General features: G+C 43.2%; 14 protein-coding genes. 6 read left to right on the top strand and 8 right to left on the bottom strand.

Translation table 11 applies throughout. The features are described from left to right. Window positions 1–4 precede the first annotated feature (4 nt). The gene (locus KHA99_RS10525) at window positions 5–1,624 is read right to left on the bottom strand and encodes a bifunctional 3-(3-hydroxy-phenyl)propionate/3-hydroxycinnamic acid hydroxylase (protein ID WP_213117401.1); all 1,620 of its coding nucleotides are present in this window, start codon (window positions 1,622–1,624) and stop codon (window positions 5–7) included. Between the two features lie 419 nt (window positions 1,625–2,043). On the opposite strand from KHA99_RS10525, the gene KHA99_RS10520 reads away from it, so the two are divergent. The 3 genes from KHA99_RS10520 to KHA99_RS10510 all read left to right on the top strand — a co-directional run bounded on the left by KHA99_RS10520 (window position 2,044) and on the right by KHA99_RS10510 (window position 4,823). After that, on the top strand, window positions 2,044–3,342 hold the full coding sequence (locus KHA99_RS10520) for an MFS transporter (RefSeq protein ID WP_213117400.1): 1,299 nt from the start codon (window positions 2,044–2,046) through the stop codon (window positions 3,340–3,342). Between the two features lie 165 nt (window positions 3,343–3,507). Beyond that, complete coding sequence (locus KHA99_RS31350) at window positions 3,508–4,278, top strand: IclR family transcriptional regulator (RefSeq protein ID WP_213117399.1); 771 nt, start codon at window positions 3,508–3,510, stop codon at window positions 4,276–4,278. A gap of 155 nt (window positions 4,279–4,433) precedes the next feature. Then, window positions 4,434–4,823 (top strand): VOC family protein, encoded by a 390-nt coding sequence (locus KHA99_RS10510; RefSeq protein WP_213117398.1) that lies wholly within the window; start codon window positions 4,434–4,436, stop codon window positions 4,821–4,823. A 129-nt stretch (window positions 4,824–4,952) separates the two neighbouring features. Here KHA99_RS10510 and KHA99_RS10505 read toward each other — a convergent pair whose 3' ends face one another. Both KHA99_RS10505 and KHA99_RS10500 read right to left on the bottom strand, forming a co-directional pair. After that, window positions 4,953–5,726 (bottom strand): REP-associated tyrosine transposase, encoded by a 774-nt coding sequence (locus KHA99_RS10505; RefSeq protein WP_213117397.1) that lies wholly within the window; start codon window positions 5,724–5,726, stop codon window positions 4,953–4,955. Between the two features lie 373 nt (window positions 5,727–6,099). Next, on the bottom strand, window positions 6,100–6,957 hold the full coding sequence (locus KHA99_RS10500; RefSeq protein ID WP_213117396.1) for a GGDEF domain-containing protein: 858 nt from the start codon (window positions 6,955–6,957) through the stop codon (window positions 6,100–6,102). Between the two features lie 361 nt (window positions 6,958–7,318). On the opposite strand from KHA99_RS10500, the gene KHA99_RS10495 reads away from it, so the two are divergent. Further along, the gene (locus KHA99_RS10495; RefSeq protein WP_213117395.1) at window positions 7,319–9,532 is read left to right on the top strand and encodes a glycerophosphodiester phosphodiesterase family protein; all 2,214 of its coding nucleotides are present in this window, start codon (window positions 7,319–7,321) and stop codon (window positions 9,530–9,532) included. Between the two features lie 361 nt (window positions 9,533–9,893). Here KHA99_RS10495 and KHA99_RS10490 read toward each other — a convergent pair whose 3' ends face one another. After that, window positions 9,894–10,361, bottom strand: a complete 468-nt coding sequence (locus tag KHA99_RS10490; protein WP_249366587.1) for a staygreen family protein — start codon at window positions 10,359–10,361, stop codon at window positions 9,894–9,896. Window positions 10,362–10,547: 186 nt separating this feature from the next. Continuing rightward, on the bottom strand, window positions 10,548–10,952 hold the full coding sequence (locus KHA99_RS10485) for a VOC family protein (protein ID WP_213117393.1): 405 nt from the start codon (window positions 10,950–10,952) through the stop codon (window positions 10,548–10,550). 356 nt (window positions 10,953–11,308) lie between these two features. On the opposite strand from KHA99_RS10485, the gene KHA99_RS10480 reads away from it, so the two are divergent. Next, a complete protein-coding gene (locus KHA99_RS10480; RefSeq protein ID WP_213117392.1) occupies window positions 11,309–14,437 on the top strand; it encodes an alpha/beta hydrolase domain-containing protein in 3,129 nt (1,042 codons plus the stop codon). Window positions 14,438–14,672: 235 nt separating this feature from the next. On the opposite strand, the gene KHA99_RS10475 is transcribed toward KHA99_RS10480, so the two are convergent. From KHA99_RS10475 to KHA99_RS10465, 3 genes are all read right to left on the bottom strand, one after another. Beyond that, window positions 14,673–16,268 (bottom strand): FMN-binding glutamate synthase family protein, encoded by a 1,596-nt coding sequence (locus KHA99_RS10475; RefSeq protein WP_213117391.1) that lies wholly within the window; start codon window positions 16,266–16,268, stop codon window positions 14,673–14,675. A 203-nt stretch (window positions 16,269–16,471) separates the two neighbouring features. Continuing rightward, window positions 16,472–17,632 carry a hypothetical protein gene (locus tag KHA99_RS10470; protein ID WP_213117390.1) on the bottom strand — a complete coding sequence of 387 codons (1,161 nt, stop codon included), beginning with the start codon at window positions 17,630–17,632 and terminating at the stop codon, window positions 16,472–16,474. A 9-nt stretch (window positions 17,633–17,641) separates the two neighbouring features. Next, window positions 17,642–18,508, bottom strand: a complete 867-nt coding sequence (locus KHA99_RS10465) for a hypothetical protein (protein ID WP_213117389.1) — start codon at window positions 18,506–18,508, stop codon at window positions 17,642–17,644. A gap of 255 nt (window positions 18,509–18,763) precedes the next feature. On the opposite strand from KHA99_RS10465, the gene KHA99_RS10460 reads away from it, so the two are divergent. Then, complete coding sequence (locus KHA99_RS10460; RefSeq protein ID WP_213117388.1) at window positions 18,764–19,465, top strand: HAD family hydrolase; 702 nt, start codon at window positions 18,764–18,766, stop codon at window positions 19,463–19,465. Window positions 19,466–19,487: the final 22 nt, after the last annotated feature.

Here is a 19,487-nt window from a genome sequence, read left to right as displayed (position 1 = left end):
AATGTTAGCTCATTACCTTAATCCCAAAGCTTTTTGCCAAATCCTCCAATAGATCCCCAGCCACTTCTGCTGCGCCTTTTGCATAGACATATCGGTCAGGACGAACAATGGCTGCGTCAACACTATTTTTGTCGAACCACTCTGAAAAATGCGGTATTTCCTCCAGGACTTCCTCAGCCTTGACCGGCTGTTGCGTAACGACCTGCAGGCAGACAAAAAAGTCAGTTAAGTGAAGAGCGGCTAATTTTTGCTTTAATTCCTCGATTTTATTCTCTAAAACATTTGCTGAAACAATCAGGGCAAACCTGCCGCCAATGACATTATCTGATTTAGCTTGAGTCCCATCAGCTAGTGTTACAGTCGTTTGCGGGAACAAGGTGGTTTCATCGCTTTTGATAGTAGGATGATGAAATCCTATACCAATCGGGGAAGCCGCCTTGACCAAGTTGCTTAATGCTTCTCTCACATTTGGAATGCTGTTTAAATAGTTAAATAGACGATCTCTGAAGTCCGCTATTTCTTGGTTGTTTGTTTGAATAATCTCCCCAAGCAGAACGGCATGGCGCATAATTTTTTCTACATGTGGCATTCTTTCTTTTTCATAGGAATCTAGGATGGATTCATTGACATCGTATTTGAGGATATGGGCAATTTTCCAGCAAATATTCACGGCATCGCGAATTCCCGATGAAAGCCCTTGGCCTAAAAATGGCGGCATTTGATGAGCGGAATCGCCGGCCAGGAAAATCCGTCCTTTTCTGCCCTGCTTCGCCAGCAAGGAGCGAAACACATAGATTATTTTTCTATCAACCGTGATGTCTTCCGTACTCATCCAATTAGACAGCAGTTCTTTGATCGATTCATCGGTTTTATACGTGCTCTGGGTTTCGTGTTCATGGAGGGCAATTTCCCACCTGTACATATCATTGCCCAGATAAATACAAGTAGCTGCCCGAGATGGGTGGCAATATTGCTGATTAATAGTCGGCAAATCTAGCTCCTTCGGTGCCTTAATGTCCACGATTAACCAAGGGTGGTTAAAATTCATATCTTCCCGTTCGATTCCGATACATTCTCTTACTTTACTCCGGGCCCCGTCTGCAGCGATTACATATTTTGCCTGAAACGATTTCTCCTCTTTTGCCGCCAAATCTTTTACTTTTACCGTTACAAGATCGTTTCGTTCTTCCACGTCCAGGACTTCATGATTACTATAAAACAGGATATTCTCATGCTTCTTCAGGCCGCTTCTCAATACTTCCTCAATCAATGGCTGTCTAATGACGAGCGAGGTAGGGTAGCCATTGGATGTATGGCTTGCGTTACGTTTGAAGCCGAACATGGGCGAATTCTGTTGATTTAAAAATTTGTACCCTTTTGAAACAGTGGATAATTTGAGGATGTCTTCCTCAAGGCCGGCAAATTGGATGATCCGGGCAATATCATCATCAATCACGGCTGCTCTCGGTAATGGATAAATATCTTTTAATTTGTCAAAGACAATTGTTTTCAGGCCATACCTCCCCAAGATATTGGCTGCCATGACTCCGGTAGGGCCGCCGCCCACGACAATCACATCTGCATATATCAAGTCATTCACCTCGTTGAAATAAATTTTTAACATAAGCAACTTCTTAATAGTCATAATTATCAAACAATGCATTTATAATCGTCAATACTTTTATCATAATTTGATAAATTTATATTTTATTTTTGAAAAATAATCAAAAATTATAGTGTAATTATTAAATTATAAAATTTTATAACTAACTATATATAGCAAAGCTGTATGAAGGAATCTATTTATTTTATTTATTTTCACAATTTAATAATACTAATTAAATTATTGTTATTTTTTTAAAAAATGAGTAAATAAATATTGAACTATGATAATAACTGTGTTTATAATGTAAATAAATTTTTAAAAAATTCCAACAATAGGAGGCGTGAAAAATTAAAGGAAGCGATTATTCGGGAATTGGACAAAAGCATTTACGAGGTTGAAAGTTTAAGATAGTCTGAACTAAATAGGGGGATTAGCTGATGAATGAATTGAAAGCGCATTCTGATTCGAAATTAAGTAGAAATGCTTGGCTGACTATTGGTTTTCTATTTACTGTTTCCATTATTAACGTTGCCGATAAAGCGATTATCGGTCTCGCCTCTGTACCGCTTATGAAGGAATTGAATTTGTCACCATCCCAATGGGGTATTGTCGGAAGCTCCTTTTTCTGGTTATTTTCTATATCGGCCTTACTGGTAGGGTTCTTATCGGATTATATTGGCACAAAACGAGTCATTACCGTGATTACTTCCGTATGGGCAATCGTGCAATTTGCCACCATCTTTACGATGAGCTTGCCGTATCTTGTCGTTACTAGGATGATTTTGGGAGCCGGGGAGGGACCTACCTATGGGTTAGCCATGACGATGGCCGCAAAATCTGTTCCGAAAGAAAGAGTCGGTGTAAGCCTAACATTAGTCTCCGTCGGCAATACCGTCGGCGCTGCGATTGCTGCCCCTGTGTTACTTTACTTCATTGTCAATCACGGCTGGCGCTCCGCATTCATCTTTTTAGGTGTCATCGGAGCGATTTGGACCTTATTATGGGTTCTTATTGTAAAAGAAAATAAAGAGGATATCGGTATTAAACCGAAAAAGATACAAAAAGAGGCCGGAGCGAAAGCAAGCTGGTCAGAGGTTTTGCCAAAGTTATTTTCCCGCAATTTTATTCTCATCTCACTGTGTGCCTTTGCTTCTTATTGGTTTTTCGCCATTGAACTTGCTTGGTTCCCTAACTATTTCGAAAAAGCTAGAGGAATCGATGGAACGATGCTGCAGCTGGCAATTATGATTCCTTGGGTGCTGACGACGATTTCACAGTTATTCTTTTCATCGGTTTCCGACCGCATTTATGCAAAAACACAAAATGTCGTCCGTTCTCGGGTATTTATTGTAGGGCCCATGATGCTTTTGGCGGCACTCTTTTACTACCTGGCAACGGTTGTCTCATCCAATACGCTTGCCGTTGCGATGTTATCATTAGCGGTCTCGCTTAGAAGTATTATTCTGGTGCTCGGACCAGCCATTTTAACAAGTGTTTTTCCAAAGAAGCATTATGGCAAGGCGCAGGGAAGCTATACCGCTATCTATTATTTAGCCGGGATTCTCGCTCCTTTCGTAACAGGTCTGATTATCCAAAATGCCGCCACCACCATCGCAGGATTCCATCAAGCCTTTCATTTAGGTGCCGGTATAATTTTTGTCACCGGCCTCCTGTTCTGGATTTGGGTTCGTCCGCAAGAGGCGGCGCAATCGATTACCAGTCAGAAGGTTGGATGATAGGCGGACAAGGATTGGCTTGTCGGAAAAGTTGTATCAATTAGAACCTTACGAACCCTTGATGGAGTGTTCCTCCTTCAGGGGTTCTTTTTTTAAAAAAAGAAAGTGGAGTGAGTTTTTTCATGGAAAAACGTTATAATCTAAATAAATAGAGGCTTTCAGAGAGTGAAAGAGGTGTCGGGCAAGAAAATGTCGAGTCTTACGAAAATGTTAGCGATTCTTGATTTATTTACCGAAGAAAAACCGATTTGGACAGCGGAGGAAATCACCAATGAATTTGATTTCTCGGTGCCGACCGGTTATCGATATGTGAAAGAATTAAGTACTGCAGGATTATTGGCAAGGGTGAAAGGCGGGTCGTATGTCATTGGTCCTAAGATTATTAAATTGGACCGGCAAGTTCGAATTTCCGACCCAATCATCAAGATTGGCCAGCCGATTATGGAAAACCTTGTAAATCTGACAGGCTGTGAGGTTTTATTGAGCAATGTTTTTAATGAAGAAATTTTGGTGGTACATACGGAAGCACCGGACAATAAACAAATGAATATCAGCTACTCGCGGGGGATTCCACACCCGTTATTCAAGAGTTCTACATCCAAAATTATCGTCGCAAACCTGCAAAGAAACGATCTGATCAAACTATTTGAATCACGTCGGGAAGAAGTTGCTGAGGCTGGGTTAGGAATGGATTGGGAAGAGTTTAAAAAAGCCATATCGAAAATTCGCCGTGATGGCTACTGCATCTCTCACGGCGAACTCGATGCCGGACTATCCGCCATCGCTGCCCCCATCTTCAGCAACAATCAAATAAAAGGAAGCCTAAGCCTGGTCCTCCCAACGGCCAGATTCTCCGTCTTCAACACGGACAAACTCACCGAAATCGTCAAAGAAGCAGCCAATCTAATCTCAAACCTAATATCAGAACCACTTTGACGGGTGATGCATGGGGACGGTTCTCGTGCATCACAATGGGCGAAGGAAAGGAAAATGAGGCAGGAGAACCGTCCCTCTGCCTCAACCGTGAAACCTCGCGCTAAATATGTTATATTTCCATGTATCGAGAAATTTTAGTAAAGGTGTTGAATACTTTGATTGAGTACACTGAGCTGCATCATGTTAGTCTGAATGTTACAGATTTAGGCAGTGCTAAGAAATTTTATAGTGAAATTCTATGTTTAAAAGAACTCCCTCGGCCTGCTTTTGATTTTGAAGGGGCTTGGTACGGTATAGGGAGTCAACAGCTGCACTTAATAGTTCTTCCCCACTCACAAACCATTCGGCACGACAAAAGCTTAAGCAGCAGGGAGGGACACTTTGCCCTTCGAGTCAAAAACTATGCAGAAACTTTAGCTTGGCTGAAAAAGAACGGAGTAAACGTCCTAGAAAAGCCAAACAGCGTCAGCGGCTTCGCCCAAATCTTCTGCGCCGATCCCGATGGAAATCTCATAGAATTAAACGTCGATCAGTCCGAGTTATGATGCACGGGTGATGCATGGGGACGGTTCTTGCGTTTCAACGTGAGTGAAGCGAAGAAGGATGCAACAAGAGAACCGTCCCTGCGTTCCAACTTTCTCGCCAAAAAAGAGGCAGGGAACCGCCCCTCTGCCTTAAGATCGATTTATAGTGTTAGGAGATACGCCTAAAATTCTCGCAGCCTGGCGTTGGGATACACCTCTAATATTTTTTACTTTTTGAAGGACTTCCTTTCTTTGCGCCTTTGGCAGTACCTTTACGCGAGTGATATCCCCAGGACCAATCAGTTTCTTAATTACGACCCTTGCCTCCTCGTCAGGCAGCCTTCTTCTTTTCTCTTCCAAGCATTCATCATTGTTAATTTTTTCGTTATATTCTTTGAATTTTTCCATCGCAAAGGTTTGATCAGGTGATATCTTTCCGAGAATAAAGTTTGCATCAAGCAGATTTCTTTTATCATGGGGTTTAAAAGCGTAGTACTCACGGCAGCTGCTCCATTTCCATTCATTTGGCCTGTCTACGATTCCAGCCTTTACGGGATTTTGATGAATGTACCTAGTAACTGTTAGTAAATACCGATTATCTTCGACATTTTCACTTTTGAATCGTCCCTGAAATAAATGCCCCGTCGTGTCGTACTTCCAGTTATAATACGAGGCATAGCTGACACCAATCCGCTTCATCGTATTAGATATATCTTCCTTACCCTCTCGTAAAAGGAGATGGACATGGTTGCCCATCAAACACCAGGCGTATATCTCCAATTCCGATTCCCTTTTATACTTTGCTAAAATATCAAGAAACCTATTACAATCCTCATCGTCATGGAAAATCTCCTGCCGATTCGCTCCCCTCCACATAATATGGTAAACACCGCTCATACTCTTCACCCTTGCACTTCGGGGCATCACAATCACCTAACCTTAAATTTAAATGGGGAAACAAGGTGAATCATGGGGACGGTTCTTATGTCTCAAAAAATGTACAACAAGTCGTAATAACTAAAAAGTTTTGTATACCAAGATGGTTATCATTAAGGGAATAGTCATATAGAAGTAGTTTAAAAGAGGGCTGATTAAGAAGCGCGAGAACCGTCCCTAGGTTCTGCTTGATTCCGGGGGTTTATCTGAGGTTACAGCTCTATCATATACTACTTTAAATAGTTTTTCATCCTTTTACCATTTAGGGAGAAACAAAAAATTAGATGTTTGAGAACCGTCCCCATGCATCAGCGGCGAAGCAAAAAATGATGCATGAGAAACGTCCCCATGCATCACTATATCAAACCACGTATACTGCGTTTTTGCCGGCGAGTTTGGCTTTGTACATGGCGGAGTCCGCGTTTTTTAGGATGGTGGCGGGGGTGTCGTCTGGCTGGCAGGCGGCGATACCGATGCTTGCGGAGATCCTGCAATCGTTGACGCTTACTTGGAGAAGGTGCAATAACCGGTTTGCCTGTGCTTGCGCTTGATGAATGTTCATCCCTTTAAGCAGCACTGTGAACTCGTCCCCGCCGAGACGGCTCACAAAAACATCCTCATCTTCTAATTCTTTTAGTTTTCGGGAAACCTCTATCAATACCTGATCCCCGGCCTCGTGGCCATACTGATCATTCACTCTTTTGAACCCATCCAAATCAATAAACATCAGACAAACCTGCTTCTTTTTCCTTAAGGAATGCTCTAATTTTCTCAAAAAATAATGTCGATTGGGGAGGCCTGTCAGAGAATCATATAAAGCCATTTGCATTAGTTTTTCATTTAACTCTTGTATTTTTAACTGTTTGTGTTGGAGCTTCTCTGTTAATACCCCTACCCCAATCGAGCAAGATAGCGTAATGACAGAGATGCCGATATGCAGTGCCGCGCTTTCATCGACCATATCTTCACTGTGGAACTTTTTTTCATAAAAAAACCAGCTTAAATGATAGGCATTAAGGATGATTCCAGTAAAAACGCCGCCATATAACCCTAGATAATAAGAAAAGATAAAGCATGGGAAAAGCAATGTAAACCACGCCATGTCGTCGATGTAAAACGTTTCGTAGTCATCTAAAAAGTCGGGTAAGAATGTAAAAAAAGCACATAGTAAAACAAGCGGCACAGGAATTTTCCTAATAACGCCCACATTCAAATTCATCAATCAGTTATCCTCCTTGGCAGCCCAGCCGAAAATAGCAAACATCCCCATAAACTTAAATCATATCAAGGAATTAATTTAGTAAAATTATAATTCAAATCCGCATATTTTAATAGATTACAAAAAATGGTGATGCATGGGGACGGTTCTTATGCCTCAAAATCGTTATCAAACTAAGAAATAACAGTACGAGAACCGTCTAATGTCCCACCTAAAATGATGCACGAGAACCGTCCCCATGCATCAAAAGACCTGTTTTTAGCCGATTTACAATATTCTCAAAGTCTATTAACGTCGGCTCAATATTTCTCCTGTATTTTTGTATATGAAATACATATTCTTACAGGAGATGATGGAAAAGATGAGAAAGAGTTTAGTAGCTGGATTAGCTTGTTTGTCTCTGGCGGTAACGGCCGCCGCCCCTTATGCGGCATTAGCCAAGCCGATTGAAATTTCTCCGACTGAAAATGGGCAATCGACCTTGCGCCCGCTTACTTCTGATGTGGCGGTGATCGCCCACCGCGGGGCCTCTGCATATGGACCGGAACATACTCTTGCAGCCTATAAGCAGGCAATGACGATGAAGGCAGATTATGTAGAATTCGATTTGCAAATGACGAAGGATGGTCAGCTGATCGCGATGCATGATGAAACGCTCGCGCGGACAACGAATGCCAAGGAACTGTATCCAGACCGAGCACCGTGGCGGGTAAAGGATTTTACCCTCGATGAAATTAAACGTCTAGATGCAGGTTCGTGGTTTAACAAAGCATACCCGGACAAGGCGAAACAAGCGTACATCGGGCAGCAGGTGCCAACCCTTGAAGAAGCCATCGAGTTTGTCAAACAGCACGGAAATGGCAAAGTCGGCCTCTATATGGAAACAAAAGCACCAAACGTTTACCCCGGAATGGAAGAGAAAGTCATTGATATTTTGAAAAAAACAAATGTCCTAGACAGCGAAATGCTTTTTCTAGAATCGTTCAGCGAGGACTCGCTTCGTAAGTTAAAAACACTCGCCCCTGCTGTAAAGCTGATTCAGCTGTATACAGGAAGTATGCTAGCTGGCAAGGATGTCCACCAAGAAATGAAGCGAATCTCTGATTATGCGGCAGGCGTCGGCCCTAGTAAGGAGCTTGTCGTTCCGAAGTTGATGGAGGCCGCCCATCAGAACAAGCTACTCGTTCATCCATGGACCGTAAATGCTGAAGACGATATGGTATCCCTCCTTTCCCTCGGTGTGGACGGTCAGTTTACCAATAATACCGACCTTCTTGTTAATCTAGTAGAAAAACCGTTTGTTTCACATGGGGTGGCGAGCGGGGATGTAACGGATTCCTCCGCGATTCTTTGGGCACGTACCAATGCAAAAGCAAATGTTCAATTTGAAATTTCCACGGACAGCACTTTTAAAAAAGATACCACTGTTAAAACAAGCCCTGCGGATGTGGAGCATGATTTTACGGTGAATGTAAAAATTGACGGGTTGAAGCCGGATACGACTTATTATTACCGTGCCCATGCGGTCTCCAGCAAATATAACGTGAACGGTTCCTTCAAAACCGCACCGGAAGAAAACAGCTTAAAACCGTTGACCATGGTTTGGGGAGGGGATACAGGCGGCCAGGGTGAAATCCCGCCATTTAAATCGTACAAAGCGATGTCCGCCTTAAATCCAGACTTCTTCCTGTTCAGCGGTGACACCATTTATGCCGATAATGCAACACCTGCTGTTCCGAACCCTCCTTCCGAAACCGTGCAGGATTTCTGGGCGAAGTATAAGGAGAACCGGACCGATGCCGGGCTGCACAGCCTTTTGCAAAAAACAGGAACCTTCGCTATTTGGGATGACCACGAGGTAACGAATGATTTTTCCGGACCGTCCCAGCCGCTGACACCAACCGGATTAAGCGCGTTTAAAGATTACTGGCCGATTTCAGGTGAACGCAGTGAAGCAGACAAGCTTTATCACAAGTATTCTTGGGGCAACACCATGGATATGATCATCCTTAATAACCGGGGATACCGCTCACCTAATAACCAGGCCGATGGTGCGGATAAAACCATGCTTGGGGATGAGCAGTTACAATGGCTCAAGCAGCAACTTCTTGAGTCGGATGCCAAAGTGAAACTAGTCGCAACTTCCGTGCCAATCTCGATCCCAACCGGAAAAGCAATGGCGCGTGACGGATGGGCGAACGGCGACAACGTCAACCCAAATGACCCGACCGGCTATGAGAACGAGTTCAAACAAATCTCTGATTTTATCATCGAAAAAGGAATCAAAAACGTCTTTTTTGTCACGACCGACGTCCATTTTGCGGAAGTCATCAAATATGACGCCAACCACGATGGAAAAGCAGATTATAACGAACTCATCAGCGGCCCAATCGGCGCGGTAAAAATCAATCCAGGCACATTGGACCCAACCTTCGGACCTGAAAAACTATACGCAGAAGGCAACTTCTTCAACTACGGCGTCTTCCGCGTCGACCCAGCAACACAACAAGCAACAGTAGAAATCCAAGACGAAAACGGCAAAACCCACTTCAGCCACACCTTCGAGCTGGAATGATGCATGGGGACGGTTCTCGTGCATCAAAATTTCGGTGATGCACGAGGACGGTTCTTGCGTTTCAAAGCAGTGGTCAGGCAATGCAACTACCAAAAAACAACGTACTAAAATGAGGCATGAGAACCGTCCCTCTGCCTCACTCACGGGGGATATGCGCATGGAAAAAGCTAAAAGGAATTTTGATTTTATGCTGTGGTTACTTCCAAGGACTCTCCAAATATTATTGAATGTGTCTCTTGTATTATTGGCTATCATTCTAGCAATATTATTGGTGAAGGAATTAATCATTTTTGGTCAAATGTTAATAGGAAATGGCAGCCATAACGACCAACAGTTTTTTGCCAATATCCTGCTATTCTTTTTATGCCCCATTCTTTGTATAATAGCGCGGAGTACGATAGTACATGGTCTGGTTAAAGGCTGGAAAGATCGAGTTAAATTGTATAAAGATGTTTGCATCGAGCAGTTCAGGATACTGACGGAAAAGACGATGGTCGCCATAGATCATGGCAGATAGGGCAAGGTTTAATTCACGCTGAAAAATTATGAATCGCCGCTGCGCCATTTGTTCATCAAATTCTCCTCCACTCACATACACATTTCCACTTAAAATAGGCACTCCCTTCTTCGTTGTTATCCATTCTGCCAATACCTCATCACGCTTGGAAACGTTAATACCTGTTAAATCGTAATGATAGCCAATGCTTAAAAACAAGTCACCGGTTGTATCAGAATGTGTCAACGTGTACTTTCGTCCATGAACCTGCATAGATGTCGAACAAGACAAGCAGCTAACATGCAGCTTAGAAGGACTAAAATCCGGACTCATAATCATACTCCCCATATAAGATTCAACTAACCCTCTATAGAGTATTTTGAAAAAAAGAAGACCGTGAAACTATTTTGGCAGTTCTTTTGTATAGAGTAATAGACTATGATGCACGGGGACGGTTCTTCTGCTTCAAAATAGGACAGAGAAACAAAGTCACTACACGATGGCACTTTGATAATCCTTTCATCCCTGCGAAGGTACCACCAATTCCACTTTCATTCTATCCGGGTCTTCAAAATACACCGCATAATGGTCTGTTCCGCCGGCAAAGGGATGCTTGTCCTCATATAAAATCCGTACATTTCTATCTTTCAATTTACTCGTCATTTCCTCAACCTGCTGGCGGGAGCTTGCATGAAAGGCCAGATGATTCAGACCCACACGGCATCGGTGATATGCTACATCTAAATATTTTTCCTCTGCCTGCACAAAAACAATATAAGTTTCACCCAATTTCCAGCTTTGGCCCCGATCCCATTTTTGATGCACTTGATATCCTAACTCCTCCAAAAACCATCCCCAGAAGTCCGCCGATATCTTTAAATTTGAAACATATAACTCGATATGATGAATTAATCCTTGCGACACTTACATTCCCTCCTAATTGGCTTATTTGCATCCATTTCCATCATAATCGAATTCCCTTGATAAAACTGCACTTATTACTAGTGCCGATTGGGTGAATTATATGGTACTAAATTGAGGCACGAGAACCGTCCCCATGCTTCACCATGCCTCTCCACCAACTTAGGACTATTTTACTGTATTATTATGAATACTCTAAAAACATATAGAATTATAGACGTTTTGATTTTATACTAAAAGGTAGTTTGTTAGTTAGTTTAATAAACAAATATTAATACCGCTTGGAGGTGGTTTCTCCCTTAATTGATTGCAGTACGTTTTGTAAGCGTTTTTACACAATAGAAAAAGGAGGGATTTTTATGAAAAAGAGCAAACAGGTTTCCACCCTTATGCTTTCTGCCATGTTATTGCTTGCGCCAATCGGCGGCGGCATTTCGGCAACAGCAGCGAGCACGGGCAGCGGTAGCCAACCGGCAGCAACCGCACTAGAAAACGCCAATGCTCACAAAGATTTAGGACAAATAAAAAAAGCCATCAAAGAGATTCCTACAGTAAAAGAAATTCCTTATGGAGAAGGAATGACCTTTCACAGCCAGCCGACTACCATCAGCCATCCATTCAGCTCCATGTACAGTTCAAGCGGTCATGTCGATATCTGGAACGACTACGGCTATGACGAAAAGGAATTTTTCATGTCGGGGAAAGCTAATGTTTACAGCATTGACAAGCAAGATGTTCCTTATATCCAATCGTCCGGAAACGATTATACAACAAGGCTTTTAGTAAGATTTCCAAAGGACCCATCCAAATTCTCTGGCCGCGTTTATGTTGATATTTTAAACGCGTCAAGCGGCGTCGACTTGGAAGATACCTGGGGCCGAAGCTATGATTGGTATATGAAAGAAGGCCATGCCTACATCGGGATTACTTCCAAAACAGACACCATCAATGCTTTAAAAAATTTCGACAGCAAGCGCTATGCGGACCTGAATTGGAAAGTAAACGGCCAGGATGAAAACGGTCTGATTTGGGACATGCTCTCGCAATTAGGCTCAAAGCTGCGCAGTGACAGCGCCGGCGACATTCTCGGCGGACTGAAACCGCAATATGTCTACTTATCAGGACAGAGTCAATCAGGATTTTATTTGAACACGTACATTACCTCATTTGATAAAATGCTTGAGAACTCCAATAATGGAAAACCATTATTTAACGGGTATATGAATATCGTTGGACCTGGAACAACCAATGTGAACTCCGGCGGACCTAAGCCAAGCGTTACTTATTCGGAAACCGCCGTTCCCTATATGGTGATTATGTCCGAATTTGAACATAATTTTGCCAACATGCCGGACTATACCTATGAAAGAAAGCATGACTCATCCACAACTAAAAACAAGTTTAGATTTTACGAGGTAGCCGGCGCCCCGCATACAGACCCGACGCTCGACGTCATTCCATTTAGCGATGAAATTAAGCTTGGAAACGGAAAAGGAAGGCCGCCAAAGGAATATGACCCGGGCCATTATGAAAGTGACTTGAATCTGCAAAGCTTTGTCAATGCGGTCCAAGAGAACATGCATAAGTGGGTAACTCAAGGAATTCCAGCCCCTTCTGCAGACGATAAATGGATTGATTTTTCGAAAAAAACAGAAGCTGGAAAAACCATTTACACAACGAAAGCCGATGAAAACGGCAATGCATTGGGTGGAATTCGCGATCCGCGCATCGAATACCCAATCGCCACTTATTATGCGAGCCGAAACGGCCTTCCTTTTGAAACGAACGGAAGCATGGTTTTCTTCACTGCCGACAAAATTGCAAAACTGTATCCTAATTTTGAAAAAGATTATAAGAAGCCATTTTTAGCACAGGCTAAGAAACTATTGGATCAAGGATATATTTTACAAGAAGGCTATGACAAGCTCGTAAACTATGTAAATGAAAAGAAAGGCTTCGGCGGGCCAGATGCGGATAAGATTAACGCGGTGGCTGACGCCAAGCCAACCAAGATTGTCGAAAAACCGTTTGACCCTGAAAAGGTTGGCTTCCATACAGAGGAACCAGATGTTGCGGCCCATCCGGAGCTGAGCCATCCTTATAACTCGATGCTAGATTCCGTTGGCGCAGTCGATATTTGGAAGGACTATCATTATACTGAAAAAGAATTCTTTCTTTCCGGTCAGGCTAATATTTATGAGCTTGGTAATGTCGAAGGTAACGACGTTCCGACTGTGAAGAGCGGTCCATATGATTACACGAACCGAATTATCGTGCGCATGCCGCAAGATATGAAGAATTTTTCCGGTGCCGTTTATATCGACATCCTGAACGCCTCCAATAATTCCGATATGGAAGACACTTGGAGAAGAAGCTGGGAATACTTCATGCAGAACGGCCATGGTTATATTGGAATAACTTCAAAGGACGTTAACGTGGCGGCCTTGAAAAAATTCGACCCAGCCCGTTATGCGGATATTGATTGGACAGCAGACAAGGAAGGTCAATATGAAAACGGCTTGTTCTGGGATATGCTGTCGCAGCTTGGGGTGGCCTTGAACGATGACGAGCAAAGCCGGCAAATCCTTGGCACGAAGCCAAATTTTGTGTTCCTTGGCGGGCAGAGCCAGTCCGGCATGTATGAGAATACGTATACTAACGTGTTCCAGCCGTATTTGTACAATGCCGAAAAGGGTCAGTACCTATTTGACGGCTATTATAATTTGGTTGGGGCGATTCCAGCCTCCATCCAGCCTTCGGGAGCGATCATGCCGTCGTTAACTGACAAGAATACACCAAAATCCATTTTTAAGGCAATGGGTGTTCCCACGGTGGTGGTGATGTCCCAGGCAGAATCGGGATTCAAAGAGGGTGCAGGCCTATTCCCTTCTTATAAAAATAAAAAAGATCAAAACAGTAAGTATGATATTTTTAGACAATACGAAGTAGCCAATGCACCTCACTCCGATGCGATCTCGCCGATCATTCAGAATAATGATGCGCTGGTAAAGGCCGGGGTAGCACCAAGAAAATATCCTGTAACCGATCTTCCAAATACAGTGAAGAGCAATTTACACATCGATATGTTTGCAAGCGGCGCGCTCGATAACCTTTATGATTTTGCTGTAGCCAAAAAAGCGAACCCTGATGCGGATCCGAAGAAATACTTCCCGACTGCTGAGGATAAATGGCTGAAGGTCGACCCAGCCACAGGGAAATTTGCCAGGGATGCTCACGGCAACGTCATCGGTGGGCTCCGCCATCCATTGTCCGACAACCCGCTCGCAACCTACATGGTAAGGAGCGACTTCATGACCCTGTTCAGTGCGGACAAGCTCGCATCCCTATACGGCTCAAAAGAAAACTGGGTTGAAAGAATGAACGCTTCTGTTGACCACCTACTGGCACAGGACCTCATCCCTCAAACAGTCGCCGACTCGTATAAAAAAGCGATGCATGGGGACGGTTCTTTTGCTTCAAAATGGTGATGTGATGCATGAGGTTGGTTCTTCTGCCTCAAAATGGTTTAATCTGCTGACGCAGAAAAGAGGCTATGGAAGATCAAAATAATTCCACGCATAAAGGCCCGACTAGCTCATACCCGCTAGTTGGGCCTTTTTATGCGTATGGCTTTTTATTGCGACATTGAAATGATGCACAGGAACCGACCCCACGCATCACTCCCACACTCATGAAATGATGCACGAGAACCGTCCCCATGCATCACCCAATCTGCTGTTCCATTTCTTTTAGGATGTTTTCTAGGGTTAAGACGATGCCTTTGTCGTCTTTGTAGCAGATGTGGTTTGGGCGGAAGTGGACGGGGGAGTCTAATCCGGCCGCTGCGGCGATGCGAAATAGTCCTTGTCGCAGTGTGACAAGGTAATTTACCACACGGTATTTCTTCTCATCTACTACGAGTGCATATTGCAAGTCAGGGTCTGTTGTCGCGACCCCCACTGGACAAGCGTTGGAATGACACTTTAGTGTTTGAATACAGCCGACAGTAATCATAAATCCGCGCGCAATGTTGACTAAGTCCGCCCCCATCGCCAAGGCAATGGCAATCCGGTCGGGCGTGAACAGTTTGCCCGAAGCGATAATTTTCACGCGGTTGCGCACCCCATATTTTTTCAAGGTTAAGTCCAATATTGGAAGTGCCGATTTAATCGGCAGGCCGACGCTATCAATTAGTTCCTGATAGGATGCGCCCGTTCCGCCCTCGCCGCCATCGACGGTAATGAAATCCGGACCTTTTCCGGATTCCTTCATATATCGGGCAAGTTCTTCCGCGCTATCGGTGCTGCCGATGACAATCTTCATACCAACCGGCTTCCCTGTATGCTCGCGAATTTTTTCAATAAAGTCACACATCGACGCGATATCGCCAAATTGTTTAAAGCGATTCGGGCTGTCTACCGATTTATAGGGCTCCACCTTGCGGATGGCGGCGATTTCCGGATTGACCTTTTCCGCGTCAATATGCCCGCCGCGGGTCTTTGCCCCTTGCGCCAGCTTGATTTCAAAGGCCTTCACCTGCGGAATCTCACTTTTCCGCTTTAATTCATCCCAATCCATATCCCCATTTTCGTCACGAACCCCAAACATGGCCGGGCCAATCTGCATAATGATGTCGGCGCCGCCTTCCAAATGATACGGAGACAAACCGCCTTCGCCGGTATTCATCCAAGTCCCCTTTGCCAGGGCCAAACCTTTGGATAATGCTGTAATGGCGTTTTTCCCCAACGCACCGTAGCTCATCGCCGACATGCCGATTAAACTTTTAACAACGAAAGGATGCCTGGTTTTTGGGCCAATCACGACCGCATCATCATCGTGAAGCAAGTTGGCCTGCGCATCGTCATCCTCCCATTTTTCCTCCCTGTCCGTAAAAAGCGGGTCATTCAGTAAAATATATTTTTTCGTATTAACCAGCGTTTTCTGATCCATTTTGATTTCTTCGTTTAGTTTTGGGAACATTGAATTCCGAACAAAAAATCCCTCTTCATCAAAATCGCGTTTCGACCCGAAACCGACGACATCCCGCTTATATTTCGCACTCCTGACAATATGCTCATAATCATCCCGCGAAAATGGCCTCCCTTCCGTATCGCTGTTAAACCAATACTGCCGCATTTCGGGACCAATTTTTTCAAAAAAATAACGAATCCGGCCCAACGCGGGGTAATTCCGCAAAATCGAATGCTGCTTCTGTTTCCGGTCGAAAATTAACAAATATCCAACAAAAACAACCACACCCAGCAGTACAAGTGCAATAAAGGCAAACTCAATAATCACTAATATATTGGCAAATTCCATCATTCTATGGCTCCTATCAAATCTAGAATTTAATATAGACTTAATATTAGCCAGTATTGGGAAACTTATGTAATTAAGGATGCATGGGGACGGTTCTTATGTTTCAAAAAATAGTGTACTCAGCTTTGAATCAAAGCTTTTAAAAGAAAAATAGTAGAAAAGCGAGCTGAAATGAAATGATGCACAAGAACCGTCCCCGCGCCTCACTCAACCGCCTCATTCACATACATGAGATGCCTAACAAACGCCTGATTGAGCTTTCTGAAATGCTCCATCCTCAGGTTGCCAAAGTATTTCCTTTCCCATTCCTTTACGGTTTCCTCGACGATTGCTCGGCCCTTTAGTTCTATATATTCGGAAATGCTTTTATTCTCAAGTTCTAATAATTTTAAAACATATAACTGCTGTAAAAAGAAATGATGGTATCGTGTTACCGCCTCGTTAATGTCTTGTTTTCGTTTCTCCACAGCCTTATCCTTAGTTAAGACGCCCACCAAAACAGTGGCAAGAGCAGCAAAAAGAGCAATAGGTGGAAAAACATTAAAAAGGGCATAGGTTAAAGTATGCCAGCCCATCGCAAGACCAACCGTGCCAAATACGGCTGAGCCGATCCCCATTGCCAATACTTTTTCCGCATCCCCGTACTGGAAATTGATTTTTAAATTAGCCTTGGTTGTTTGGGTAAGAGAAAACGCAGATATCCGTTTCATGTCCGGGACATTGTCTGCAATCCGCTGCATCCAAGCGTCCTTATACCTTTTAACAGCTGCTTCAAAAATAGCACTTACCTGATTGGTTACCTTCTGATTACTTAAATGCTTCTCAAGCACATTTTCCACAATCGATTTTGTATCGACTAAACGCTGGTCGGAAATGACTTCCTTACCTTGAAATTCCTTTGAAACCGAATTGATTTTATTAATCGCAAAATTATAAAGCTGGCCGCTTTTCTTTGTCGTGTCCCGCAGGCCGCTATACCAGGAACCATCTTGATCAATCTCTGCATACATTTCCCGCTTCTTTTCCTGAAAAAAACGGGTCATTTCCTGCTCGACTTCATTCATGAATTGGTTATAAATTTGCGGCATAAATTCAAGCAGGTTATTCTTCTTCATTGTTATTTCATCGGTTATATTTAAATACTGGCTGCTTTGAGCCTGAATATATATTTGCTCCTTGATTAATCCAATATGCAGCTGATCCGTTGTGTTGGCCTTTATAATGAGCTCATGACTTTCCTTCACAGCCGCTTTCAAGGCTTGTTCCATGTTCTCTCCCATTGCTGGGTCAACATTTTTTATTTCCGTTAAAACTGGGCGAAACGCCTCTAATTCTAAGATTTCCTTTTTATATAAAAAATCCAAAATAACCACCTACCCTATTGATAAAGATACCTTTCGAAGAATGGAAGCTGTAGGTTTAATGATTTCTTTGACCCTGGTAAACGTCTTTTCGGGATTTTCTAGAGCATAGTTGATGCTGATGGCCGCAGCAACGGATGCCAAACAGCCAATCCAAACGGGACCGCCAACTAGACTGCCTGCAAGCAGCGCCCCTCCTGAAACAATCGCTCCCTTTCCCCCTTTAACCAACGTTTCCTTTTTACTCTCGCTTTTTATAAGCGAATAGACCAGGCCTCCAGCAGCAACAGGAAAAAGAACCGGATTTCCACTAGCAATTGACGAAAGAATATAGGCTCCCGATAGTTTAGAAACTGCGGTTGGATCCTGTCTTTTTCCGACCAACAACGCCGATAAAAGGCCAATACTGCCGCCCAACAATTCCGGAGCATTAACTGTTAGGGCATCGGCAAGAAAGGGTTTGGAAATACCAACAGACTGGGCAATCCCAGCAAGATGGTCCCATTGGTCAGACGTTAAGGAGAAAAAGGGATTAATTCCGGAGACAGAAGCAATGTCCCTCAGTAAATGCTCCCCTGCCTGTAAAAATTCCGTAAGAAATGAATCATCCGCCTTTACATCCTTTACAGCACGAAAGGCTCCCCAAACAGAATGCTGTCCATCCAGCAGGTGGTGGTAGGCAGAACCCCCTATATGGGTAGAATTATAGACAGAGTCAATCGCTCTATCATATTCATCAAAATTATGGTTAAATTGTTGAGCCATCCATTGGGCAAGCGAATGACTGCCTGTAACCAGACCTGCATCTATCGCCATGGGAGTTCTTCCATCTCCCGATAAACCCATTTGGATATTTTGTAATCTCTTCTCGTGTTCCATCATAGCCCTCTTTTTCACTAGACTTTATATAGGAATATTATACCACCTGATTTCCAATAACCAAGAAATCGGAAATGATTGATTATCCCGAACTCAGTCTGCCAAAAATATTTATCATTAATTAATTACGGTTATTCTAGACAAGTTGTTTAAAAGAACTCAAAGATCGCTGAATAAGAGACAAATAGAGAGATTCCCTCATGCCTCTTTTATGTATAATAAAAATTAGATAATAAATTTTATGGAGTGTCAGGAATGAAGGCTGTTTTTTTTGATTTAGATGATACCTTATATGACCAATTGTGGCCGTTTCGGATGGCGTTTGATGGTGTTTTTCCGGGTGTTGATACTATTTCAGTAGTAGATTTATTTACGAAAAGTAGAGAGTATAGTGATAGAGTCTTTGCCATGACAGAGTCGGGGGAAATGCCCTTAAATCAAATGCATCGATATAGAATGGTACATGCCTTTCAAGATTTGGGCAGGAACATTTCGGATGTCGAGGCCGATGAATTTCAAAGGGTGTACAAGGAACACCAATATAAGATTTCTCTTATTCCAAAAATGAAAAGAATTCTACAGTATTTATATGAGAAAAATATACCCATGTATATTACGACAAATGGTCCCTCAGCCCATCAGCGTGCAAAAATCAAAGCCTTGGATATTGGGAACTGGATACCGGAAGCAAACATCTTTATCTCAAGCGAGATTCACCATGCTAAGCCTGACAAGGAATATTTCGATTATGTTACTGCCAAAACCAACTTTACAAATGCTCATTCTTATATGATTGGAGACTCATTTGAGAATGATATTTTAGGAGCAACCCGAGCTGGCTGGAATGCTATTTGGATTAATACAAAAAACAAAGAAAAGCCCCATCCTCATATCCAGCCCGAATACGAGGTAATTTCCTATAAACAACTTGAGGAACTCATCAAGCAATTATTTTAATAAGACAAAAATAGGGTTTGGC

Source organism: Neobacillus rhizophilus (genome assembly GCF_018343535.1).
Lineage (GTDB): Bacteria > Bacillota > Bacilli > Bacillales > Cytobacillaceae > Neobacillus > Neobacillus rhizophilus.
This window is presented reverse-complemented; position numbering and strand designations above follow the sequence as displayed.